Source organism: Belliella marina (assembly GCF_042682445.1).
Taxonomy (GTDB): Bacteria; Bacteroidota; Bacteroidia; order Cytophagales; family Cyclobacteriaceae; genus Belliella; species Belliella marina.
This window is the reverse complement of sequence record NZ_JBHUHR010000012.1, coordinates 141,915-167,645: the sequence shown is the minus strand read 5'-3', so window position 1 is coordinate 167,645 and position 25,731 is coordinate 141,915. Positions and strand designations below refer to the sequence as shown.

20 protein-coding genes are annotated in these 25,731 nt (G+C 39.9%); 4 read left to right on the top strand and 16 right to left on the bottom strand.

The window, feature by feature from the left end; all coding sequences use genetic code 11:
* Positions 1-6: 6 nt before the first annotated feature.
* The 3 genes from ACFSKL_RS03920 to ACFSKL_RS03910 form a co-directional block, all read right to left on the bottom strand.
* Positions 7-3,498: a SusC/RagA family TonB-linked outer membrane protein gene (locus ACFSKL_RS03920; protein WP_376883671.1), complete on the bottom strand. Its 3,492-nt coding sequence runs from the start codon at positions 3,496-3,498 to the stop codon at positions 7-9.
* A 152-nt stretch (positions 3,499-3,650) separates the two neighbouring features.
* Entirely contained in the window at positions 3,651-4,670 is a 1,020-nt protein-coding gene (locus ACFSKL_RS03915) for a FecR family protein (protein ID WP_376883669.1), read from the bottom strand.
* Positions 4,671-5,048: 378 nt separating this feature from the next.
* Positions 5,049-5,651, bottom strand: coding sequence for an RNA polymerase sigma factor (locus ACFSKL_RS03910; protein ID WP_376883667.1), 603 nt, complete (start codon positions 5,649-5,651; stop codon positions 5,049-5,051).
* Between the two features lie 186 nt (positions 5,652-5,837).
* Here ACFSKL_RS03910 and ACFSKL_RS03905 point away from each other — a divergent pair, with 186 nt between their 5' ends.
* Positions 5,838-7,037 carry a DUF6807 domain-containing protein gene (locus ACFSKL_RS03905; RefSeq protein WP_376883666.1) on the top strand — a complete coding sequence of 400 codons (1,200 nt, stop codon included), beginning with the start codon at positions 5,838-5,840 and terminating at the stop codon, positions 7,035-7,037.
* A gap of 1,363 nt (positions 7,038-8,400) precedes the next feature.
* Here ACFSKL_RS03905 and ACFSKL_RS03900 read toward each other — a convergent pair.
* Complete coding sequence (locus ACFSKL_RS03900; protein WP_376883664.1) at positions 8,401-9,117, bottom strand: SIMPL domain-containing protein; 717 nt, start codon at positions 9,115-9,117, stop codon at positions 8,401-8,403.
* Between the two features lie 187 nt (positions 9,118-9,304).
* Here ACFSKL_RS03900 and ACFSKL_RS03895 point away from each other — a divergent pair, with 187 nt between their 5' ends.
* Entirely contained in the window at positions 9,305-10,606 is a 1,302-nt protein-coding gene (locus ACFSKL_RS03895; RefSeq protein WP_376883662.1) for a serine hydrolase domain-containing protein, read from the top strand.
* Between the two features lie 75 nt (positions 10,607-10,681).
* Positions 10,682-10,912: a hypothetical protein gene (locus ACFSKL_RS03890; protein ID WP_376883660.1), complete on the top strand. Its 231-nt coding sequence runs from the start codon at positions 10,682-10,684 to the stop codon at positions 10,910-10,912.
* A 205-nt stretch (positions 10,913-11,117) separates the two neighbouring features.
* Here ACFSKL_RS03890 and ACFSKL_RS03885 read toward each other — a convergent pair whose 3' ends face one another.
* The 6 genes from ACFSKL_RS03885 to ACFSKL_RS03860 all read right to left on the bottom strand — a co-directional run bounded on the left by ACFSKL_RS03885 (position 11,118) and on the right by ACFSKL_RS03860 (position 17,946).
* Positions 11,118-11,966 carry a prephenate dehydrogenase gene (locus ACFSKL_RS03885; protein WP_376883658.1) on the bottom strand — a complete coding sequence of 283 codons (849 nt, stop codon included), beginning with the start codon at positions 11,964-11,966 and terminating at the stop codon, positions 11,118-11,120.
* Positions 11,967-11,976: 10 nt separating this feature from the next.
* Positions 11,977-13,122, bottom strand: coding sequence for a pyridoxal phosphate-dependent aminotransferase (locus ACFSKL_RS03880; protein ID WP_376883656.1), 1,146 nt, complete (start codon positions 13,120-13,122; stop codon positions 11,977-11,979).
* Entirely contained in the window at positions 13,122-13,940 is an 819-nt protein-coding gene (locus ACFSKL_RS03875) for a prephenate dehydratase (protein ID WP_376883654.1), read from the bottom strand. The genes ACFSKL_RS03880 and ACFSKL_RS03875 overlap by 1 nt, the downstream gene beginning before the upstream one ends.
* A 424-nt stretch (positions 13,941-14,364) precedes the next feature.
* Positions 14,365-15,573, bottom strand: coding sequence for a 3-phosphoshikimate 1-carboxyvinyltransferase (locus tag ACFSKL_RS03870; protein ID WP_376883652.1), 1,209 nt, complete (start codon positions 15,571-15,573; stop codon positions 14,365-14,367).
* 42 nt (positions 15,574-15,615) lie between these two features.
* The gene (aroB, locus tag ACFSKL_RS03865; RefSeq protein ID WP_376883650.1) at positions 15,616-16,653 is read right to left on the bottom strand and encodes a 3-dehydroquinate synthase; all 1,038 of its coding nucleotides are present in this window, start codon (positions 16,651-16,653) and stop codon (positions 15,616-15,618) included.
* 195 nt (positions 16,654-16,848) lie between these two features.
* Positions 16,849-17,946, bottom strand: coding sequence for a chorismate mutase (locus ACFSKL_RS03860; RefSeq protein WP_376883649.1), 1,098 nt, complete (start codon positions 17,944-17,946; stop codon positions 16,849-16,851).
* Positions 17,947-18,565: 619 nt separating this feature from the next.
* Between ACFSKL_RS03860 and ACFSKL_RS03855 the strand changes: the two genes are divergently transcribed.
* A complete protein-coding gene (locus ACFSKL_RS03855; RefSeq protein WP_376883647.1) occupies positions 18,566-18,793 on the top strand; it encodes a hypothetical protein in 228 nt (75 codons plus the stop codon).
* A 126-nt stretch (positions 18,794-18,919) separates the two neighbouring features.
* On the opposite strand, the gene ACFSKL_RS03850 is transcribed toward ACFSKL_RS03855, so the two are convergent.
* The 6 genes from ACFSKL_RS03850 to ACFSKL_RS03825 are packed head-to-tail and all read right to left on the bottom strand — an operon-like array spanning position 18,920 to position 25,718.
* Positions 18,920-19,543, bottom strand: coding sequence for an HmuY family protein (locus tag ACFSKL_RS03850; protein ID WP_376883645.1), 624 nt, complete (start codon positions 19,541-19,543; stop codon positions 18,920-18,922).
* Positions 19,544-19,562: 19 nt separating this feature from the next.
* Positions 19,563-21,890 (bottom strand): TonB-dependent receptor plug domain-containing protein, encoded by a 2,328-nt coding sequence (locus ACFSKL_RS03845; protein ID WP_376883643.1) that lies wholly within the window; start codon positions 21,888-21,890, stop codon positions 19,563-19,565.
* 50 nt (positions 21,891-21,940) lie between these two features.
* Positions 21,941-22,984, bottom strand: a complete 1,044-nt coding sequence (locus ACFSKL_RS03840; RefSeq protein WP_376883641.1) for a hemin-degrading factor — start codon at positions 22,982-22,984, stop codon at positions 21,941-21,943.
* A 7-nt stretch (positions 22,985-22,991) separates the two neighbouring features.
* The gene (locus tag ACFSKL_RS03835; protein ID WP_376883639.1) at positions 22,992-23,795 is read right to left on the bottom strand and encodes a heme ABC transporter ATP-binding protein; all 804 of its coding nucleotides are present in this window, start codon (positions 23,793-23,795) and stop codon (positions 22,992-22,994) included.
* Between the two features lies 1 nt (position 23,796).
* A complete protein-coding gene (locus tag ACFSKL_RS03830; protein ID WP_376883637.1) occupies positions 23,797-24,870 on the bottom strand; it encodes a FecCD family ABC transporter permease in 1,074 nt (357 codons plus the stop codon).
* Positions 24,867-25,718: a heme/hemin ABC transporter substrate-binding protein gene (locus ACFSKL_RS03825; protein WP_376883636.1), complete on the bottom strand. Its 852-nt coding sequence runs from the start codon at positions 25,716-25,718 to the stop codon at positions 24,867-24,869. The genes ACFSKL_RS03830 and ACFSKL_RS03825 overlap by 4 nt, the downstream gene beginning before the upstream one ends.
* Between the last annotated feature and the right edge of the window lie 13 nt (positions 25,719-25,731).

The following is a 25,731-nucleotide window of genomic DNA, read 5'->3' as shown; positions in this document are numbered from 1 at the left end:
ATCTATTTAGAAGCCAAAGTTTAAACCAAACATAAATGAACGTGCTAGTGGGTAACCACCTGCATCTACTCCCGGCACCAAAGGACTTCCTCCCTGTGCACTTACCTCAGGATTGAAACCTTCATACTTGGTGAATGTAAATGCGTTTTGAACCGTGAAGTTCACCCTTGCATTGGCTACTTTGAGTCTGTTTAATAAAGACGAAGGCAAGGTATAACCTAATGTGATGTTTCTGATTCTAAGGAAAGAACCATCTTCTACAAATAGTGAAGTGATGTTGTTGACGACATTACTTCCAGCATAGGCATTGAAATTCCTATCAATCATTGGCGAAACACCATCACCCTGATCTGTTTCAGACTTCCAGCCATTCGAAGCACTGCTCAATACATTATAAGATCCAGCATAGTTGCCATAATATCTTCTTGCAGCATTGAGTACTTCAAATCCCTGCACTCCTTGGAGTGTAAAAGAGAAATCAATGTTTTTATAGGCAAAAGTGTTTGTCATTCCATAAGTAAAGTCAGGAAAAGGACTTCCCAATACAGTCCTATCTGCCGCATTGATTACACCATCCCCATTCACATCTTCAAACTTCAACTGACCAGGTCTTGACTGTATTGTTCCATTTCCATTCATGATTACTGCACTGTTGTCTATGTCCTGCTGATTTTGATAGACGCCGATTACATTGTAGCCAAAGAAGCTTCCCGGAGCAGAGCCAATCTGTGTGATATGCGTCGGTGCCGATGCAGAAGTAGCTTGTCTAGAAATTATAGGTGAACCATCTGTTCCCAATGCCAATACTTTGATGTCATTGGTAGAGAAGTTGAAATCGGTAGTCCACTTGAAAGCTTTAACCAAATTTCTACTGGTCAATGTAAACTCAAACCCTTTGTTTTGGATTTCTCCAATATTCTGAAGTGCGGTGGAATAGCCTGTCAAAGTAGGCACTGGGACATTCAACAACAAGTCAGATGTCCTTTTGTTGTAATAGTCAAATGACAGATAGAATCTATCGTCCAACAACCCGAACTCCAGTCCAATATCCAGTTGTTTGTTTCTCTCCCAACCTAATCCACTATTCGGGATGTTTGTCAACCTGACACCGTTGTTAACTGTACCCGAACCTGATCCAAACGGGTAGTTTTCTGGGCCAGTCAAACCAATTGCACCATAGTTTGTGATAAAGTTGTTTCCAGTCAAACCATAACTTGTTCTCAATCTCAATTCAGAAATCCACCTTACATCCTTCATGAAGTTTTCTTCCGAAAGTCTCCAGCCCAAAGAAACTGATGGGAACACACCCCATCGGTTATCTTCACCAAACCTAGATGATCCATCCCTTCTCACTGTAGCTGTCAACAAATACCTGTTGTCAAAATTGTAATTTAGTCTAGCCAAATAGGAGATCAGTGACCATTCTTCTTTGGTAGATAATGCATTGGTTATCAAACCAGCTGCATTCATGGTTTTGATTTCGTCGTTGGGAAAGTTTGTTCCGTTGATTCTGTTGAAATCAAATTGTTCTTGCTGAATCGTGTAACCAGCTACCACATCAAAAGTATGTTTCTCTATGGTTTTTGCATAGCTCAAGGTAAATTCTGACAACCAGTTTCGTGTCTCCGAAGTCGTATTAGTGCCTGTTGCTGGCTTGGTTGGATTGACACTGTTGGGATTGATGATGGAAGAGCTAAAGATATCCTCTCTAAAACTCCTCATATCAGCACCTACAAGTGTTTTGAAATTTAGGTTGTCAATGATGTTGATCTCTGCGAAAGCAGTTCCGAGAAGTCTCAAAGTACTTTGTTGGTGAAAATATTCATTGGCAATTTTCACAGGATTGTCCACTTCACTTGTTCCTATCCCTTGACCTGTGATTTTGGTATAGTTTCCATTTTCATCATAAGGGGTCAAATGTGGTCCTGCTGTGATTGCTGATTGGATGATTCCACCTCCCTGCCAATTCCCCTCAGCCAAAGACTGGTTTGAGAAAGTATAGGAAGGAGTAATATTCGCACCTACTTTTACCCTCTCATTCATTTTGGACTCTACATTTACCCTGAAGGAGTAACGTTTCAGATCAGAATTGATGATAATCCCTTCTTGATCAAGATATCCACCGGAAATAAAATATTTGGTCTTGTCATTTCCACCTGAAAAATTCAACTGATAATTGCTCATCATGGCAGTTCTAAAAATGGCATCTTGCCAATTTGTCCCTTCACCCAAAGACTCCGGATTGCTGAATTGCTCGGGAAGCAAATACATGACGTTGTTCAATCTAGCCGAATTTGGATCTGATGCTGATCTTCCTGGTCCTGAATTTACCCAGGCATTGTTCCTGGCTTCGTTGATATATCTCGCAAACTCTGTTGCATTCAACACATCCAATTGCTTTTCTACTTGCTGTATCCCAGTACTTACACTGAAGTCGATTTTGGAGACACCTGATTTACCTGATTTGGTGGTAATCAACACCACTCCATTGGATCCTCTCGAACCATATATCGCAGTAGCAGAAGCATCTTTTAGCACCTGAATATCTGCGATATCATTAGGATTGATGGTATTTAAGGGATTGTTTCTTTGGTCAAAATCATTGGTTACTGGAAATCCATCCACTACATAAAGCGGTTCATTGCCAGCTGTCAACGATCCTGCACCTCTAATCCTTACCGAAGCACCACCTCCTGGAGCACCTGTAGCCTGTGTCACCTGTACACCTGCCATCTGGGCTATCATCGCCTGATCCAAACTGATGATCGGCTGATCTTCAATTTGTCTGGCTCCCATAGAACTTACAGATCCCGTGATATCTTTCTTTTGCTGCATTCCGTAGCCTACTACTACAAATTCATCAAGATCACTTTCTTCTTTTCTCAAAGTCAAATCAATGATACTTGCTGTTCCCACTACTCTTCTTTCCTTCTGAAAACCCAAAAAAGAGAAGACCAAAGTCTGTCCTTCATTGGCATCAATGGTATAAACCCCATCGATATCTGTTACCGTGCCAATGGAAGTACCTTCTACCATCACCGTCACACCAGGCAAAGGATCTCCCAAATCATCCCGTATTGTACCAGTGATGGTTATGGGGATAATTTCCAATGCTTTTACCCTAGCTTTTTGCTTGTCGGTATTCACTATCACACTGATCGTATTGTTGACCTGTTTGAAACTCAAATCTGTCTGTTTGGCAATCTGAAGAAGATAATCCTCCACACTGCCAGAGTTTGAAATCAATACAACATTTTCACTGGTCTTTATAGCTTGATCAGTATAGAAAAATTTGAAATCCGTTTTATTTTCTGTCTCTCTAAAAAATTGTGCAAGCGTATAATTGCTTTTTTCCAATTTCAAGAATACCTCATCGATACTCTTGACCTGCGCTTTCGATGTGCTTGCCAATAATGGCCCCAATGTCAAGCAGAGTAAAGCTACTCCTTTCAATAATAACTTGATTGACATAATTACCGCTAGTAATATTTTTTTCATATTTTTGGGAATTGTAAAATGAAACATTGAATTAATCTATGAAAAGCAGCTACCAACGACTATTCATAGGTTGTTTAAGATTTGATGTTCGCAGGAACGTATTCGCAGTACGTTCCTGTTTTTTTATCCTTTTTATATATTCATAAGCCTGCTTATTTGAATTTTATCAGTACTTCTTTTTCCTTTAAACTGTAATCAAAACCTATGGAAGCACTCAAGACCTGAAGGACATTTTTGAGTGTTTCGTTGTTTTCAAATGTACCTGTCGCCACAAATTTTTCCGGACTACCCTGGACTTTGATTTGGACACCGTACCATCTTTCGAGTACCGCCACCATTTCATCCATGGAAGTTTTTTCAAATCGCAAGACTCCATCTACCCAGAGAATTTTTTGACTTACATCAACTATCCTTTTATCAAATGACTCATCCTTCTCGGAAAGCACTGACTCCTCTCCGGGATTTAGGATCAAGGCATCCTCTTTCCCTACTTTGTTGAGTTTTACTATTCCCGTGACCAAAGTGACCACGACTTTTTCTGCTTTATTGAAGGTCGAAATATTGAATGATGTGCCAAGAGCAGTTGTAGTGATTCCATTTGATGTTACCGAAAATGGATTATTTTCGTCTTTTGCAACATTGAAGAAGGCTTCTCCTACCAAAGAGATTTGTCTATTTGTAAGAAAATCCTCGCTATAAGCAATCCTACTTTCCGAATTGAGGTATACGGTGGAGCCATCAGGCAAATGGATCTTAGTCTTCTGCCCAGGAGGATTGTATTTCTCTATTACTTTTGACGCAGATGTTACAAGCTCCGAATCGGTTTTAATGGAATTCACAACCGTAAAGACCAAAAGCGTACAAACTCCAATTATCAAAAACGAAGCTGCCACTTTTAGCCAAGTAGGAAGTATGCTCTTTCTGATTACCCTATCCCTGTGCAATTGTGGACTAGGATAATCCTCTTTATTTTTATTGATCTTTTCCCACAGGGATTTTGAGTCCCACTCTTTATATTTCCCTTCTATAGATTTTTCTGACCAAAGCTGTAGCACCTCAGCAGACATGAATTCCTCTCCTTCTACAGAGTCCAACCAAGCAAGTAAATCCTTCGCCTGCTCTTCAGACAAACTGCCTTTGAAAAAATCTTCTATTTGTTTTCTTCGATCCATTTTTCTCTTTACTTGATACATATAGCTCTAAGTACCCGGGTTTACTCACGCAACTTTGAAAAAAAGTAAAAAAAATAAATCGTCAACTACGCCACGGCCACGAGTGTCGACGGTTGACTTGTGCCGTGGCGTAGTCAACTTGTCCTAGAAACAATATGGATACATTATTTTAAAGGGCTACTGGTAAGAAAGCGGATATACATAATATCATAAAAAAACTTCCAATTACATTTTGATGCAAGACAGGATATTCGGGATAAACATTAAAGAACATCCGTTTATGGAATGGGTTTGAAGAGACTGTCAGAATACCTAAGTGATATTCTAGCACTTCTTCATTCTCCACAAAGATGCTTGGGTTGCAGGTCTAAATAAATATCAAGAAAAAATCGATTCGATCATCAGTAGAAAAATACTTGCTGAAATGATTTTAAGCTTTTGGAGTTTGTCTTTGATGCCTTTTGATGCACGGAAAATTTGATTTTCAACTGTTCTTTTGGATAGGTTTAATTTTTCGGCAATTTCGTCCGTACTCAGATTTTCAAAATTTCTCAAAATAAATACCTGCTTTTGTCCCGGCGGAAGCTGGTCTATGATGTCTGAGGAAATATGATGGAAATCGGCATAAATCAATTCCAGTTCAGGATCACTGGAGGCTTCAAAGGAAATCAATGGTATCTTGTATTTCTGGTAGGCAAAAAAGCGGGCTTCTTTCTTTGATTTTTTTATGACCAAAGACCGTACAATCGCAATCATATAGGCATTGATGGAAAGTTCAGGGTCAAGATTGGCTCTTTTTTTCCAGATTTTCAAAAACACCTCTTGTACAATTCCTTCCGCATCTTCATGGCTCAGATTCATTTTTCTGGCAATGTGATACACCTTCTCTCCAAATAGCTGATAAAGCTTTCCAAAGGCTTTTTCATCTCCTTTAGAAAGACCCTCTACCAATTGACGAAGTGCTTGTTCTTTCATTTCCATTGCCATGATATAGCCATACTATCTATTGAGTACATTCCAAAGAAACTAATTATATTTCATCAATCAAAAAAAATTCCATGCATGGTCAATATTGATTACTACAATTTTGCCCTTTTATAGATAGAATAAATTTTCTTTTTGATTCTAAAACTTCCTTGGTTAAGTTTGACGAATCACTTTATAAAAATGAAAAATACAACATTTATCATTCTACTCGCATTATGGCTTCAGAGCTGTGGAAAGCCAGATATTTTGATCACAATTGATCCTGGAAGCTATGACAGAATAGCTGTTCCTATAAGCATTTCGCTAAACGCAGCTATAGAACCTACAGGAAATTACCTCTTGGAAGAAACCAAATCCGGCAAAAAAATCCCGGTAGAAATTCTGGACAGTTTGACATTAATTGTTTTTGTAGATAGTTTGGAATCTGACATACCAAAAACATACCGATTGATAAAAAATACCAGTAACACCCCCAACAGTTCATTTATAAAAATACTTGAAGACCAGAAAGGAATCCGAGTACAAGTCGATGACAAAGAATTGTTTTATTATCAAAAAGAGATGGCATTTCCACCAAATGGAAAAAGTAAATTGTATGCCAAAAATGGTTTTATCCACCCACTCAAAAGCCCCAATGGTGCAATTGTAACGGATGATTTCCCAGCTGGGCATATGCACCAACATGCGCTATACAATGCTTGGGTAAACACCAAGTTCAAGGGAAAAAAGGTTGATTTTTGGAATCAGTTAGATAGCTTGGGGACAGTCGCTCATAAAGATGTTTTGTCTGTAAAAGAAGGACAAACAATTGGTCAAATCATCAGCTCACAAAGCCATATCAGTATGGAAAACGGGGAGATTTTGGAAGAAAAATGGGATATCCGAATCTATCCGGTGTCTGATTTCTTCATGTTCGACATCTACTCTGAACAAACAAATACGAGTAGTGACACCCTGTTTTTGGAAAAATACATCTATGGAGGGATGGCATTGAGGGGAAGTAGGGAATGGAACCCTGATGATAGCCTACACTTTCAAAATCCTTGGGAAGTCTTGAGTGACCAAGGATTTACACTGGAAAATGTAAACCATACCAAAGCGAAATGGATCAGTGTCAGTGGGAAAATATCAGGTTCAGATGCCGGTGTTACAGTATTTGGATTCCCGGATAATTTCCGTTACCCACAAACTGTGAGAGTACATCCCAGCATGCCCTATTGGGTTTTTTCACCAGTTGTGGACAATGGATTCACAATCGCCCCGGGAGAAACCTACATCAGCAAATTCAGGTATTTTGTGCATGATGGAAAACCAGATAAAAATATGATTGAAAACATTCAGAGAAACCTGGAAAACCCGGTGACAGTTACGGTAAATTGAGATTGTAAACCGCATGGTTTTCAGTGAATATAGCTTTGGGTCAATTAGTTATCAGTTGATTGGGTGATTAGTGTACGTTGTGGTTAAAATAGAACGGACAACAGGTGAAAATCTGGAAAATATGAAATCAGGGCTACGCCCCTCTAAGGTTTGATTTATTGCTTTTTTTTCTACGAAGATAGCAGGGCTAACGCCCCATTCTCTTATTTGTTTACAAGAGTTATCTTTGCATATGTTGGGGGCGTAGCCCACAGTTCTTCGTAGGAAAAACGGAGTCGTTGTCAGGGGCGTAGCCCTGTGATCTGAGAGCGTTAGAATAGGTCGACCATGGTGAGTTTCTAAAATACAAACCAAAGATTAACCACAAGGAACACTAAGTTTCTCACAAAGGTCACTAAGTGTATAAAAAACAAGGTAGCAAAACACAGACTCCTTGTGTCCTTAGTGCCTCCTTTGTGTTCCTCCGTGGTTAAAATAGAACTGACAACAGGTGAAAATCGGGAAAATATGAAATCAGGGCTACGCCCCTTTGGGGTTTGATCGATTCTTTTTTTCTACGAAGATTGCAGGGCTAACGCCCCTAATTTCTGTTCCTAAATAATAGTTTATTTGATATTATTTTGGGGGCGTAGCCCACAGTTCTTCGTAGGGAAATTTGGGACCAGCAGGATCCTAGGGGCGTAGCCCTGTGATCTGAGAGCGTTAGAATAGGTCGACCATGGTGAGTTTCTAAAATACAAACCGAAAATTAACCACAAGGAACACTAAGGTTTTCACTAGGGTCACAAAGTATATAAGAAAATAAGGTGGCAAAACACAGACTCGTTGTGTCCTTAGTGCCTCCTTTGTGTTCTCCGTGGTTAAAATAGAACGAAAATCGGGAAAATAAGAAATCAGGGCTACGCCCCTCGATGGTGTGCTTTATTGCCTTGTTTTCTACGAAGATAATAGGGCTAACGCCCCAGTTTCTTATTTATTAAAGAGTTATCTTTGAATATTATTTGGGGGAAGAGCCCACAGTTCTTCGTAGTAAAAACGGATGTCAAAGTCGTTGTCAGGGGCGTAGCCCTGTGATCTGAGAGCGTTGGAATAGGTCGACCATGGTGAGTTTCTAAAATACAAACCGAAAATTAACCACAAGGAACACTAAGGTTTTCACAAAGGTCATAACGTGTATAAAAAATAAGGTGGCAAAACACAGACTCGTTGTGTCCTTAGTGCCTCCTTTGTGTTCTCCGTGGTTAAAATAGAACGAGTGTAAAACAAAAGACCTGCAAAACATCTTTGTCTTGCAGGTCTTTTTGGTTTAAATACTGATATCAAAGTATGAAATCAGCTAATTGTACCTAAACTCTTTTTAAACTTATGATTCCTTCATAAATGCAAATGACACCGAAACGCGATCCGTTAATTTTTGTGCTTCCGGACTGAAAGTAGGTTCAACCCTGGCATCAGCTGACTTCATCATCATAGCTTCCATTCTAGGCTCATAAGGTTGAAAACTTACCCCCGAGCTGTAATTCACTTTGTGAACTTGGATTTTTTGGATTCCTAATGTTTTGGCAATAACATCTGCTTTTCTACGTGCATCTTCCAATGCCAATTCCAGCAATTTTTCCTGATGGACTTTTTTCTTGGCTTCTGATATCCCGAAGTTCATGCTATAGCTCAAATCAATATCTTTGCTACTGATAGATTCAAGCACTTTCACCAAATCTTTATCAATATTTTTCACCCGTACTTTGACATTCTGGGAAGCGACATAACCACTGTCTTTGGATGTTCCCTTGGTGTAGATTCTGTTGATGTTTACATAGTAATTGTCAACCACAAAATCATAGTCACTCACCCCAGTTTTCTTGATGGCATCCTGAATCGCCTTTGTTTTCTTGTTGAGTGCGTTGGTGACGTCAGAGACTTTCATCCCCAATTCCCTAAGGTTTATTTGAATCATTGCCTCGTCGGGCATCACTTCGATTTCGCTTGCTCCATCCACTTCGATGGTAGGAATTTGTTGTTGCTGTGTAAAACCCAGAAAAGGCAACATCATAACCGGTAACATAAAGAGTAACTTTTTCATAATTTTCGTTTTTAGATTTGGATTGTATATTTCAAAACTTGAGCCACAAAATCTTAACAATTGTTAATTGAGTTGTAGCATTTATTTTATTGTGGAATAATGTTAAATTTAGTGCTTTCACCCAAACCTTCCATCAACATGACGGCTGTTTGTCTTCAATTGTCCCAAACCAATACTACTAAATCCAATGAAAAATCTTATCCTTTTGTTCATTTTCACCTTAAGTATTTCTTACCCAAAGAGCTATGCCCAATCTATAGCTGCAGTAAATTTTGAAACTTCCGATTCTACAGCAAAAGATAAAATAAGCTTAGACTCTCTAGCCAATATTGACGAATTGCTCGACAATGCCATAAAAGAAAAATTGATCGCTGGTGCGGTAGCACTGGTTGCTTTGGATGGGGAGGTTGTGTACAAAAAGGCTTTTGGACACAAGAACATTGCTAAAGGAGATGAAATGGAAGTTGATGATATCTTTAGGATTGCCTCTATGAGCAAACCCATTACATCCGTTGCCATCATGCAGCTGCAAGAAGCCGGAAAACTCAATTATGACGATCCTGTATCTAAATACATTCCTGAATTTGCCAATCCCAAAATCTTGGTCAGTGTCAACCCTTCGGACTCCAGCTTTACAAGTAAGCCTGCAAAAAATGAAATCACCATCCACCACTTGCTTACGCATACATCTGGGATTTCATATGGATTCGCAGACACGACTATGAACAAACTGTATTCAAAAGCAGGAATCATCGATCTGACTACATTGAAACCTATTAAGATTGAGGAAAATGTATCCAAACTTGCCCAAATCCCACTAAAACACGAACCTGGTGAAAAATTCACCTATGGTTTGGGAATTGATGTCTTGGGTCGGGTAGTTGAAGTAGCATCGGGAATGTCATTTGATGCCTATTTAGAGCAATATATTTTTGATCCCTTGGAAATGAATGATACTCGCTTCTACTTTGATGATGATGCCCATGCCTCAAGGCTGACTACCATGTATGCCAATACCAGATCCGAACCATTGGTAGAATTCCCTGAAGACCCCAATCGGGACTTGTCTGGAAATTTCCCAATAAAAGGTGCAAAAACATACTTCTCCGGAGGTGCGGGGCTAAGTTCTACTGCCCAAGATTATTTCAAATTCTGTCAAATGGTGCTCAATGATGGTGAATTCAATGGTGTCAGAATCCTCAAAAAAGAGACCATTCAAAGTGCGAAGAAAAATATGATTGGAGATGTACGTGTTGGCAAAGATCATTTTGCCTATGGCTATCAGATTGCTGCTGAAGATGGTGATCTGAGATTTGACAGAAAGGCAGGAAAGATCTCTTGGGGCGGTGCTTTCCAAACCACATTCTGGATGGATCCAACCCGAGGTATAGTCGCCATCCTACTCACGCAAGTCTACCCATCCATGCATTCCCAAAAACTCTATGGCCCATTTGAACAAATGGTAAATGGGGCTGTATTGGAGGATTGAATGGGCTAACAAAAATTAGAATAATTCATGAAATATTTTTAAATTGAAGTAGAATTTAAAGATCAGACTAAGAAAATGAATATTGAAAAAGATAAACTGGAAATAATCAAATGGATTACTACAATCAAAGATGAAACGTCTATTGAAAAGCTTAGGATGTTAATGAATAGTACTATTGATATTGATTGGTTGGAACAGATTTCTGATGAAGAATTAAATTCAATTGAAAAAGGATTAGAAGACATTAAAGCGGGCAGAGTTAAACCCCACAAAGATGTGAAAAAACTGTATGAAAAATGGTTATGAAATCAGAGGGCTGTCCCTGATCTACCTCAAAAATTAACCACCACGAACACAAAGGCTGCACAAAGGACACAAGGTTTTTAATCCATTACGATTTTCTTGTGTCCTTTGTGTTAACCTTAGTGAACTTAGTGGTTTTCAAATTCCTTTAAGCAGACAACAGTGTATTTGCAAAGACTAAATCTCTCAGGTTATTATTACCCCCAACTTATTTCCCCAAATCCAAGATATCACCAATCTTGTTGATTTTTTGCATTTCCAATGCCAAGCCTTCATAATCATCTTCAATGATTTTATCCCTAAACTTGGATAAATTGGAGATATATAAACTCAGGGCTTTGAGCATGTTGTTTTTGTTTTCTTCCATGATAGGCGCCCACATTGCTGGGGAAGATTTTGCCAACCTCACAGTAGAGGCGAAACCAGAACCTGCCATATCAAAAATGCTTTTTTCATCTTCCATCTTATCCAAGACAGTTTTGCCCAGCATAAATGAAGACACGTGGGAAAGATGGGAGACAAATGCCAAATGGCGGTCATGCTCTTCCGCATCCATAAACCTCAACTTCATATTGAGCGCTTCGAAAATTTCATAAGCCAAACCTTTCAGTTGTACATCTGTCAGTTCCATTTCACAGATGATAAAGACTTTCTGATCCAACAAATCTGCCTTGGCAGCCTTTGGTCCCGAATATTCTGTACCCGCAATCGGATGCCCTGCCAAATACTGGGCTCTCTTGGGATGGTCTGCTACTGTTTTACAAAGATTCTCTTTGGTGGATCCGAAATCAATGACCAAGGTATTTGGTCCAATCTGATCCAAGGTTTTGGTCAACAAGCCCCCAAGCGTGTTGGCTGGAGTAGCAAGGATAATGACGTCGGTATCTTCATCAGGTTGTGATTTCCCCTCGTCAATAATTCCCAAAGCCAAGGCATCTTCCTGATTTTTCGGATCGGCATCAAAACCTGTAAACTTTATTTCCGGCTTTATTTTTTTCAACGCCAATGCAAAAGAACCTCCCAAAAGTCCCAAGCCTATGATATGTATTTTTTTCATTCTGATATATTTACGTTATTCTATCTATTGCTTCCTGAATCAATTCTGTCGTAACACAAAGCGAGAATCTGACATAGCCTTCTCCTTTGCTCCCAAAAATCCTTCCGGGTGTGATGAAAATTGATTTCTCATACAAGAGCTTGTCAACCAAGTCCAAGTCGCTCATCTGCTCCGGCAACTTCGCCCAAACAAACATCCCTACCGCACTTTTATCATAGCTCAAGCCCAATTTCCCAGCCAACTTCCAAACCAGATTCCTTCTTTTTCTATACTCCTTGTTTAGCTCGGCATACCAATCATCTTTGAGGTTCAATGCCGCTATCGCGCCTTCCTGAATTCCCAAAAACATCCCCGAATCCATATTGCTTTTTACTTTGGTGATCGCTTGGATCCAATCCTTCTTCCCCCCTACCATCCCTACTCTCCAACCCGCCATGTTCGCCGTTTTGCTCAGGGAGTTCAACTCCAAAGCCACATCCATAGCTCCTTCCACTGCAAAGATGCTCAATGGTTTCTCTTCCAAAATAAAACTATATGGATTATCATGGACGATAATGATATCATTCTTTTTTCCAAATTCAACCAATTTCCCAAACAAGGCTTTACTTGCCTTGGCACCGGTTGGCATATTGGGATAATTGACCCACATCAATTTGACTTTGCTTAAATCCATTTTTGACAAAGCCCCAAAATCCGGCTCCCAGTTTTGGTTTTCCACCAGATCAAAATATATAGGCTCTACTTGTAGCAACTTGCATACAGAACTATAAGTCGGGTAGCCTGGGTTCGGTACCAATACCTGATCCCCTGCGTCCAAAAATGCCATAGAGATATGCATGATTCCTTCTTTTGAACCCAACAAGGGCAAGACTTCTCCCTCAGGATTCAAATTGACCCCATAATGCTCTTTGTAGAAATCCGAAAAAGACTCCCTTAATCTTGGAATTCCCTGGTAGCCCTGATAGCCATGTCCTTCGGGATTGATGGCGGCTTGGCAAATGGCTTTGACCACTTTGGCATGTGGTGGCAGATCGGGACTTCCTATGCCCATATTCAAAATAGGTTTCCCGGCTGCTTTCAGGGTATGGACTTCTTTGAGTTTTTTGGAAAAATAGTATTCCTGTACTTCCTCCAATCGTTTCGAAAACCCTTTCATTATTTTCTGTTCAGATATTTTCCAAAAATTTTGACTGTCCCGAAATTCGCATTTATCTCTGACACAGCGCTTTCGAAAGCATTATGATCTTCAAATTGTGTATCGATGAAAAAAGCATATTCCCAAGGCTTTTCGATTACTGGAATGGACTGGATTTTACTTAGATCCAAACCGTATTCACTCATCAGCATCAAGAGTTCTGCCAAAATCCCCTTCTCATTGTTTACTGTCACTTTTATGGAAGCTTTATTGGCTTTGACCAAACCAAGATCCAAAGAAGGTTTTTGCAGAATGATGAATCTTGTAAAATTATTCTTTACTGTCTGGATATCGGAAGCAAGGACATCCAATTGATATATCTGTGAAGCTGTTTTGCTTGCGATTGCACCTACTCCTTTTATTTTTTCTTCATGGATTCTTTTGGCTACCGAAGCGGTGTCAATATCATCCACCAGTTTGATTTGTGGATAATCCGCAAAAAACTTTTTGCACTGGAGCAATGCCATTGGATGGGACCTGACTTCTACCAAATCCTCTATCTGCTGTCCTTTCAGGCACATCAGATTATGTGAAATGGGCAGGTAATATTCGTCTTTGATGGTCAGATTGTAGCGGTCTATCAATTCATAATTTGGAAGAATCGCCCCAGCGATGGAGTTCTCTATCGCCAATACGCCATAGTCGCAGGTACCTTGAGCCACACATTTGGCAACTTCTTCAAATATCCTATACCCCACAATTTCCACTTCAGCCCCAAAACAATTGATCGCTACCTGATGGTGAAATGAACCTGGAATTCCTTGTATTGCTATTTTCATTTTCTTAAGATATGAGATATGAGATTTTAGACGTTAGACACAAGATACAAAGCCAGAGAGATTCTGGTAGCTAACCGACTTAACATATAAATTCCGTTGTATGTTCACTTTTTTTGATTGTACAAAGTACGATGTACCAAGTACCAAGAAATCCACCAAAGGAAAACTCAATCCAATCTTTAATCCCCACAGTCAGACAAGTCCGATTGATTGTACTAAGTATCAAGAATCCCCCAACTTTGTAACCTTAAAACTTTTTAACTTTCCAACTAATCTTGCAATTTTTCAATCTTCCAATCCCTATAAATCGGAACAAGCTCTTCCAATTTTACAATCCCTATTAAGAAATCCATTGCCTCAACTTTTCAACATTTAAACTTCTTAATAATTTTCAAATCTTCCCAATCTTTAAATTCATCAATTTTCAACCCTCTACCAGCTCCACATGCTTCCAAAAGCTTGGATAGGACTTGTTGACTACTTCGGGATCTTCGATGATTACGTTGGTTTTGGTCATCAGTGGCATAAATGCCATCGCCATCCTGTGATCGTCATAGGTATGAATCTGCACTTCATTTGGGATCTCCACAGACGGTATCAGTGTAAATACTTCGTTCTCTCCTTCTACAAGCTGTGCATTGAATTTAGCCAGTTCTTGTTGCAGTGCGTAAATCCTATCTGTTTCTTTGATCCGCAAACTTTCAAGACCTGAAAAGTCTACTTTTTGCCCCAATACAGAACATGTTACTGCGACTGTTTGAGCCAAATCAGGGCAATGTGTAAAATCCCATGATTTCAGACCTTTCACTTTCTGTTTTGTCAACTGGACGCCTCCTTCGACAAACTCACTTTTCACCCCAAGGTGATCCATGATTTCGACGATTTTGGAATCTCCCTGCAAACTGTCTTCCTTCAAACCTTTCAAAAACAAAGAACCGCTCTCTGCACAAGCCAACAAACTAAACCAATAACTCGCACCTGACCAATCTGATTCTACTGCAAAGGTTGTTGGCTGATACTTTTGTGATTCTACTTTGATCAAATTGCCTTCCCAAGTATGTTTTATCCCAAACTGCTTCATCAATTCCAAAGTCATTTGGATGTATGTCACCGAACCTACTTTCCCAATAAGTTCGAGTGTCAATCCATTGGGTAAAAGTGGAGCAACCATCAACAATGCAGAAATATACTGGCTGCTGACATCTCCCCTAATACTGATTCTGTCAGTCAATTGCCCCTTGAATCCATTGATTGCCAAAGGAGGGTAACCTTCTTTGTTCATATAATGAATATCTGCACCGAGTTCCCTCAATGCATCCACCAAGATCCCGATAGGTCGCTCACACATCCTTGCAGTGCCTGTCATCACTTTGTTTTGGTTGGTCACAGCAGAGAAAGCCGTCAAAAAACGCATCGTCGTACCAGCATCCAACACATCAAAAACCGGCGGGTTGGTAGTAAGTAGCCGGATCATCGTCTGGGTATCCCTAGCTTCTGCGAGATTGGAGATTTGGTTGTCACCATCCGTCAATGCATCGATGATCAATACCCTGTTGCTTTCACTTTTGGATGAAGGCAAAGGGATTTCCGTAGGTATAAAACTCGGTAATTGTTTGAGGTAAATCGTATTCATTAGGTTTGAGTGGCTATAGACACATTACAAAGTAATGCCTTGTTAATTTTTTAGGGAAATATAATAAGCAATAGCTTCTTCGATTTCCGCAAGATTGATATGGATGTTGTATTCACAAGAGCCGATTTTTTTCAACAGGGAAAAATTGATTACGGCTCCTTCATTTTTCTTGTCCTGGGCACAGAGTGATATAATTGCAGGAATATTCTCTTTCGGAAAATCGAAATGTCCATATATCTTCACGAGCATCTGGGAGATTGTATTCAAATCATCTTCCGGCATGCCCATTCTTTTGTAAGAAAGAAATGCTTCCGCAATCATTCCAATTGCGATGGCTTCTCCATGCAAAAGATGACGCTCAGAGTCCAAATAAAAAGACTCAAAAGCATGTCCAATCGTATGACCGAAATTGAGGATTTTCCTTAACCCTGCTTCTTTCGGATCCTTTTCTACAACAGACTTTTTGATACTGACTGATTTCTCAATGATTGATTTCCAATCTTGCTTTTCCCAATCGGTAGATCTAAGGCTGGAAAAGTAATCTGCATTTTGGATCAAACCATGTTTGATAACTTCTGCATATCCAGATCTTAGCTCTTCTTGTGGAAGTGTTGGAAGGAATTCATCGGATATCAATACTGCTATCGGTTCTGTAAAAACACCGATGTGGTTTTTGAAACCATTGAAATCTATTCCCAATTTCCCCCCTACACTGGCATCGACCTGTGAAAGCAAGGTAGTTGGAATATTGATAAAACGGACACCTCTCTTATAGGTACTCGCACAAAAACCACCCATATCACCACATACGCCACCGCCCAAATTGATGATCAAAGCTTTTCTGTCAAATCCACAATCTGTCATCCACTGCCAAATGGCGGAACATGTAGAGAGGTTTTTATTGACTTCGCCTGCATCAAATGCAAATTGCTGGTGCTTGGGAAGCTTCTCCCCAATCAGGGGATAGCAAAATTTTTGGGTATTGCTATCCATGATCAGCCCTAATTGAGAAAAATCCTGCCGGCTGATAAAGCCGACAAGATCATTTGCTATTGATTGGGAAAATATAATTGATTCCAATTTTTCTAAGTTATAATTTGACTCGAAATTACGAAAAGGCTGAAAAAGATATAAAGTTGAAAGGTTTAAAAGTTGAAAGGTTTAAAAGTTATTGGAAAAGTTGATTTTTATTAAATACCAAACTTTCCAACTTTATAACCTTTTAACATTACAACAATTTTAACCTTGTAACATTATAACCTTACAACTTCCCAATTATTTCTTCACAGGATCGGCTTCCCTTAACTGTTTTTCCTGTCTTTTTACAGACTCTTCGTGGATACAGTAAAGCAATTCCTTCATGAATTTTTCACTCAAATTTTTCTTTACGCCTTTTTCAGTACGGGATTCCATTACAAATTTCCATCTGTCTGACTGAAATACTGTCAAGTTCTGCTCTTTCTTGTAAGCGCCGATTTGGTCTATCAGAGAAAATCTTTCTTGAAGGATATCCAACAATTGATCATCCAAATGATCTATGGCTGTCCTTAAATCGTTCAACCTTTCTCCTGGATTCTCTACCCCTCCAGTTTGTTTGAAATCAATTTGCGACAATATCTGCTTCAATCCGGCAGGCGTAACTTGCTGCTTTGCATCAGACCATGCATTGTCAGGGTCATGGTGGGTTTCGATCATCAATCCGTCCAATCCGAAATTGATTGCCCTTTGTGCTGTTTCCAAAATCCCCGCCCTATTACCAACAATATGACTTGGGTCATTGATCACTTCCATCCCTTTCCACTCTCTCTTCAAATGGATCGGCATAGACCAATTTGGCTTGTTTCTGAATCTCTTGTCGTAAGAATCCGAGAAACCTCTGTGGATCGCTGCAAGTTTGTTGATTCCTACTGCCTGCAATCTTTCCAAAGCTCCCAACCACAACTGTAAATCTGGGTTCATTGGGTTTTTGACCATTACAGGGATATCCACGCCTTTCAATGCATCAGCGATTTCCTGCACTGCAAATGGGTTCACAGTAGTCCTGGCACCAATCCAAAGTACATCTACTTTGTGCTTCAAAGCCAATTCCACGTGCGCTGCATTTCCAACTTCGGTAGTGATCGGGATGTTCAGGTGATTTCTCACGATTTCCATCCATTTCAAACCATCTTCACCTATACCTTCGAAGCTTCCCGGTCTGGTTCTTGGCTTCCAAATCCCAGCGCGGAATATATGCGGCACCATGTTTTCATTTTTCATGTCCAAACAGACTTTTTCAATCTGTTCAGGCGTTTCTGCGCTACAAGGTCCTGCTATGATCACGTGGCCATTTAGTCCTAGTCCCCAGTCTTTTGTTTGTAAGTGATTTTCCATGAGTTTAATTGGTTTGAATAAAAAAAGCCCGATTCTTTCGAACCGGGCTTTTGTGTATGTATGAATGTTTATTTTTTAACTAGACAATACGCAGCTCCGATTCGACTTTTGTGACGAAAGTAAAAGTAAAAGAAGCTAAAATATATTACGACTGCGATTAACATGCCCCAAATGTAAAGGGTCATTTTTTAAAAACAAATTAATTTTTCATTATTTTTTTGTCTTTTACATAATTGCAAGTCAATGTATTGCTTTTTCGGCAAATTGACCCATATTTTCATTGATTGTCAAAATTATATTTGGAGCTTTATTTTGTCCATTTTTAAATTAGAATAAAAAAGAAGGTAGAGACGAGATGCTAGAGACCTGTATTGTGAAAAAGAACCTTCCAGGTTTCAAACTATTTAGTTTTAAAAAATCAATGAAACCTGAAAGGTTTACTGATTACAACTAACTCCTACAGTTTTTAGAATAATATTGATTCCAAGGTTATGTTTATTTGAATCAATTACAAATTACTGCTTATCAGATTTTTAACGTAACTAACTTATGGCTTTTGAGTATATTTATATGAATACAAAGTTTAAAAACACTAACACAAAATTTAAACAATAGAAAAATGGAAAAGGTATGTTCAAACTGCAATTACTGGGAAACAGAAGCACCAGTAGTCGCTCAAAAGGAAAATTACGGTGAATGCAATAAATTAAGCCACATTGAATCCAAAATGGATCCGGATTATATCATCCCAGTTCTCAACGATGGGAGACCGCTTGACGCCAATGCTAAGTCGATAGAGTTTATCACTGGGGCCAATTTTGGTTGCAACCAATTCGCTAGTGCGTAGTAAGTCGCAAATTCAAAAATAAGGCTATGGATAAAATTTTTCCATAGCCTATTTTTTTATAAAAAAAGAAGCCCTAACGAGCTTCTCTTTTTTCTAATCAATAAACCATACAATCAATGTTATTTTCTAAAATTTCATTGAACCATTTGGTTGTAAAACAAACCTAAATGTGTAAAATGAACCAGGTGTCACCATTGGGTTTACATCTTCCAATGCAGGATTATCTTTGTAATAACTTAGAATCTCAATTTTGGCATAATTACCTGCATTGGTTTTGACTAGAACAATTCTCCCTGGGATAGGACTGACAATATGGGTTGTCGAGTTGTAATTATACCATCCATTACCACTACCTGTTGGAATAGCCATTCCTGAATCACTATCAGATTTGAATTCTGTAGATGAATCTACTTCTTCAAATTCATCAAATATCCCGGTAGCAACAAATGCTTGAGCTGAGCCTGCCCCACTAATACCACTATTTATAATGATAGTCGTGCCTTTGAACCCTATGTCCCAATTGCCATCTTTGCTTTCCGCCAATTTATTCTCTTCAAGACTAAAGTAAACAAAAGGGTTTTCCTTAGTAATAGTTCCAGTGGTTCTATCAATCACATCACCTGGTGCCTCAATGTTGGAAACGAGTTGTGCATCCAATTCAACATCAGGCTGAGGGTCATCCTTTTTGTCACAGCTGTATAAGAATGCTGTAATAGTTAACATAGAAAGAGACAATAATAATTTTTTCATTTTTTGTTAATTTATAGTTTTACTTAGATTTAGTTATTTCATGAATTGGCAATCTAAATCCTGCAAAAATTATCCTGCCGGGATTAGTTGGGTCATTTACATTTTGTAGATTGGTTACATTGATTCCTCCAACTTCCAATGTAAGTCCATTGGAAAATTGCTTGTTTAATGTAATGTTAAGCGAATATATAGCCTTTGTATATTCAGATGGGTCATCCAAAATCAGGTTGCCATTTGTGTCTCCAAATCCAAAAGGGCCTCTGTATATCAGTCTTGTTGACAAATTGATCTCTGACGGTTTATGTTGGTAATTGATCTTTAAATTGCCACTATGCCTACTCCTATTGAACAATCCTCCATAATCTTGTCGAGTCACCCTGACAGTTCGATTTTGGGAGTCTCTTTTGAAGATCTCCCCATTGTCTATGCGCTCTAATACGTACATGTCCCGGGTATCCAAATACATATAGCCTAGTGAAAATTGCAACTGGTAGCCAAGTCTGTAGGTCAGATCTATTTCAGCACCTTGGGTTAGAACACTGGCTACGTTTAAATATGAGAAGGCATTCTGCCCACTTGTCAATCGAGCAACCGCTGCTGTTTCGATCAGATTAGTGATGTGATTGCGGAAAAAATTGCTTTGGACAAGTAGGTCATCTGAGAGTTTCCACCGGAATCCCGTATTGAAAGCCCAAGAATGCTCGGCTTTCAATTCACCAAAGAGGGATGGGTCAATCAGGATTTGTTGGACAAGTCCCTGTTCCTGAAGTCTCGCAATACCTTCTTGTGCCAAATTGGCGCCGAAGACATAATATCCGGCGGAAGCATTGTTGAAATTGAGCAAAAGTTGTCTAAAATCAGGTGCTTTGAATCCGGCACCCACAGAGGCTTGCCAACTTATTTTTTTGCTGATTTTGTACATACCTGAGACCTTGGGGCTCAGCCTTTCCCCATATTGACTGTGAATATCCCCTCTCATCCCGGTGACTACACTCCATTTTTCAGATGGATTCCATTGGTGTTGTAAAAACAGGTAGGCAGCATCGAAACGGTTCACACCATCATAACGAGTCGCTTCCACAGTTTCCATCAGATGTCCTCCACCTAAAGTCATCAACTGTTTATCATTCAGTTGGTGATCCATTTGAAGTTCTGTACGATGGTAAAACTGGGTAAAATCCTGTCTATCCAATAGTTCCCTATCTTCCTGATAGTGGCTGGTACTCAGTGTTTCAAAGCGGGATGTCATGCTTCGAAGTGTAAAAGACCATCTATCATTGGGCTTAAAATTCAAAGTAGGATTAATATTGAAATCCTGCCTTTCACCAGCCATATCAATCAAGGCTAGGTTTCCTTGACGCATACTTTCCATAATATTATGTGAGTCTTCTGTATAGAAACGGCTAAAGACCTTGGCCTCCCATCTTTTATCTATTTTTTTTCCTACTTTAAACTGAGCTGTATTGGCCTGATATGGAGCTTGGGTCTGTCCTATGATTTCCGGACGGAGATCATACCCGTCTGTATTGAAATGATTGAAATAGGCATAGACATTCCAGTTATTTTGATTGATTCCCGCTTCTGCGCTGATGTCCAAAGTGTTGAAGGAACGGTAGCGGGTTTCCAAATTCCCAAGGAATTTCTCTCCGGTGTTTTTTGTGATGATATTGATTACCCCAGCCATAGCTTCAGAGCCGTAGATTGAGCTGGAGGGGCCTCTCAATACTTCGATTTTCTCTATGTTGCTTACAGAAATCCTATCCAAGTCAAAAGTTCCAGCAGTCCTCCCAATCAATGGTTCACCATCTAACAGAATCAGGATATAATCAGAAGAAAGTCCCTGCATCTGTAGTCCTGCCCCATGATTGGAAACTACTTGCAAACCTGTCTGCTCTCTCAAAACTTCCGACAATCGCATCCCACCTGTTTCTTTTATCTGCTTTTGGCTGATGACTTGTACCGGCATAGGCAAATCTTCAACACTCCTGTCGGTTCTCGTGGCAGATACAACTACCTCCCCCAAATGACCCATTTTCTCATTTAGAGTAACCCGTTCAGCATCAAGTAAGTCAGCAATTTTTGTAATGAGGGAATTATATCCCATAGCCAATATTTCTATTTTTGAATCATTTGAAATCTCATTTGTGATGATAAAGTAACCTTCTATATCTACAGGAATGATTTTTTCATTGTCAACTCTGACCAAAGCATGGTTGATGGGATCATTGTTAAGATCCACTATTCTGACTTTATGGATAATATTTGCTGAAATTGCATTGACAGCACAAATCATCACAATTAGAATTAGACAGACAAACTTGGCTTTATTAAGATCAATTCTAAACATATGTTTAAATTTTTTTGCGGGCAGGAATGAAATCCCTGCCCGCTGTAAAATCAAAGGCTATCAACCAACTCTTTCCATGCTGCCAACTGGGGCAAACCAGGTTTTCTGAGTCCGAAAAATTGGGCAATCATCTCCCCTTCATGGTCAAAAAGCTCCACTGAAGAAACCAAACCGTCTTCAGTATTTTTGTGTACAACGAATGCATGGGCAATCAAATCTTCGTTTAGGTGCATGTTAAACTGTGGATCGAGCACATTGAGCCAGCTACCCATCTGTCTTATAGTCTTCACCTTACCTTGGTGAATTTGAATATTGCCTTTATTTCCTGCGAAAATCATGATCGGCATTTTCGAGCTCGAAGCTTCTTCCAAAATTTTCCTTGGGGCAAACTTATCCACCTCATACGCCCATTTGTCATCGATCCATTTGATCGCATCGAGCCTGTGAACTTTGTATCGTCTCAGCATGCCAAAGAAGTCATGTGTATCTTTCATGTTTTCCCAGTCCTTGGTAAATGCATCCATATCAATAGATTTGGCATATTCTGGTGTAGCAAACTGCTCGATCTCCAAATCTGGTGATTGATCTTCTGCTAGATAGTGTGTCACCAATTTTCGGTATGCTTCTAGACTTGACTCCTCTTGTAGGTATACTTTGAGGATGGCAGTGCCTTCTTTGTCAAAAAACTGAAAACTTCTCATCACACCCCTAGGGGAATCTGATTCCACAGCAAAGCCAAATTTCCATGCACTGAAAAATATCCTTTGTTCAATCGGACCAATGACTGTACCTACTTGATGGACTGGACTCCCTTCTATATTGATTTTCTGGAAATTCCCCTTATGCTCCAAAACACAGCCATTGCTTCTGCAAAGAGACATTACTTTGCCCAGTTTCTTAAATTCAAAAAGCAAAGAGGTCCATTCAGCTTTCAGCCTGATCACCCCATCGCCTATTTTGGTTGCCAAAAGCTCCGCTTCCGACACTCCCAATTTTTCTGCTGCATCCCTGATCCTCAATTTTTGATTTTCAGATACCAACTTTTCCCACTCTTTTTTGAGTAAATTCTTTTGATCTAAAGTTGAAGTTTCCATATGTTTCTTATTGTGCTTGTTTGATAGTATGGTTAATATGATGAAGTGGAAGGCTGTGGACCATGATCCCCAAACCCTCTTCATGTTTCTTGACTTGTATGGGATATCCGAATAGCTTTTCTAGGTTTTTACTGTCAAAAACCTCTTTCAGATCCCCTTGTGATTCGATGCCGCCAGCTTTCATCATGATCACTTGATCGGCATAATTTGCCACCAACCCAAGATCATGCAATACTGCCAAAACACCTATATTTCTATTTTTTAGATCATTCAGCAGTGCCAGTACCAAATGTTGCAATGAGACATCCATACTGGAAATTGGCTCGTCCAAGAGTAGGTATCGGGGAAATGCCTGCTTTTTCCAGATTTGTACCAATACCCTTGCGAGCTGTACCCTTTGTCTTTCCCCTCCCGAAAGAAGGTTATAATTCCTTGCTTTCAGATGCCATATTTGCAGGAGTTCCATGACCTCTTGGATATCTTCCTGTCCGATTTCCTTCGGAGCATTCAATGCGCCCAACTCCACAACTTCCCATGCCGAAAAAGGAAAAGAAAGAACGCTATGCTGTGGCATCACAGCACGTACACGGGCGAGTTGTTGACTTTTGTATTTTTCGATCTCCAGTCCATTGTAGCGTACTTCACCCCTACTGCATTGAAGATCACCGGTTAGGATTTTGAAGAGCGTTGATTTGCCTGCTCCATTCGGTCCGATGATGGCGGTAAACTGTCCAGGCTTCAATTTGACGCTAACCTCACCCAATATTGGCTTTTCACTGATACAGAAATGTATGTTTATCCCTTGTAGCATATCAGTAGCTTATTTTTTTGAAATTCAGAATCAGGTAAATAAAGAAGGGTGCCCCCAATAAAGCCGTGATGATCCCAACTGGAAGTTCTGCCGGCCTGACGATATTTCTTGCCAAAAGATCCGCTCCAGAAAGTAGGATTGCCCCCAAAAGAAAGGATCCTGGCAATACCAGTCGATGATCTGCACCAAATCCCAACCGGATCAGATGAGGCACCACCAAACCGACAAATCCAATTGTACCACTCATGGAAACTGCTGTACCGACGATTAGTGCTGATGAAAGAAATATCGAATATTTTACTCTTTGGACATTGACTCCCATGTGATAAGCCTCGCTTTCTCCCAAAGCCATGGCATTCAACTCCGGATACAATCTCAATATCAAACCAATCGCAGGAAGGATCAGTACTGCCCCAACACCTACTTTGGACCAATTGCTTCCTCCAAGGTCACCCAAAGTCCAAAAAGTGTAATTTCTCAATGCTGCTTCATCAGCATAAAACAAAACCAAACCTACCAAAGCCATCATCAGCGCATTGATGGCCACTCCAGCCAAAATCAATACGGAAATATCGGTTTTGCCCGAACTGCTGGAAATTTTGTAGACACATGCTGTGACCAACAAACCTCCCATGAAAGCAAACAATGGTAATCCGATCAAAGATAATATGGGGGTCATTGTCAGTAAGTTTGCCCCAAATACGATAAATACAACCGCAAATAAAGACCCACCAGCACTCACACCGATCAAACCCGGTTCTACCAGAGGATTTCTAAACAAGCCCTGCAATGCCGCACCTGCCAAACCCAAACCACCCCCGATCAATACTGTCATCAATATCCTAGGGAACCTGATATTCAACAGTACCTGTGCTTGTGTTTCTGTAAATATGGATGAATGAAAACCTATTTGGTTTTTCAAAATCCCAAAAACAGCATCTATTGGAATATGAAAAGCTCCAATCGAGGAAGAAAACAAGAGGATCAAAGCCAATACCAACAAGAGCATGAGCATGACACCGTTTTGGGTTCGGTGTTTTGTAGTCCTCATGGTTGATTGCAGGGTTTTCATCATTGATAGACTGATTTTGCAATTTCAAGAGCCACTTCTGCCACCCTTGGTCCAAACCCCGAAAGCAAAAGCCCATCATAAACGAGAATTTGATCATTTTGGAATGCTTTAGTCTGTTCCATTCCCCGGATTTTTTTCAGTCCTTCCTTGCCTCCCAAAGATGCCAATCCAGAATCAAACAGGAGAATATAATCAGGATTGAACTTAGACAAAGCTTCCGGCGTCAATGGGATAAATTCCTTGAAACCTAAGGCTGGAGACTGAAGCCCGGAAAGCGAAGTAATAGCGGTGGCAAATGTCTCATCTCCCCCAACAAAAACCATATCCTCTCCCCTCGCCATGATAAAAAGCATACTTGGTTTTTCATCGATTTGCTGGGCTGCAAGGAAAGATTCCAATTCGCCTAAGTCATTTTTCACTTCTTGGGCAAGCAATTTTCCTTTTTCTTCAGCTTCAAAATACGTGGCAAGGTCAGCAATCAATGCAAATGTACCTTCAATTGATTTTGGCTTTTCGAAGAACCTTACTTCTACACCCGTTGATTTCAATTGGTCTACTACCTCAGGCAATAGGTAGTCTGCCTCTGCCAGGATTACATCAGGTGCCAGTGAAAGGATCCCTTCTGTCTTGATCTGGTTTCTATAGCCTATGGAAGGCAATTCTTTCATCGATTCGGGAAAAGTCGAAGTAATGTCCGTAGCGATGATCAATTCTCCAAAACCCAGCTCATGGACTATTTCGGTGATCGTCCCGCCAGCGGTGATGATTTTTTTCTTTTCAGATTCCTGGTTTTGCTGTGGAGCGGAACATGCTCCGATTATGAATAATACCAAAAGTAAATTCGCTTTCATTTATTTAGATTGA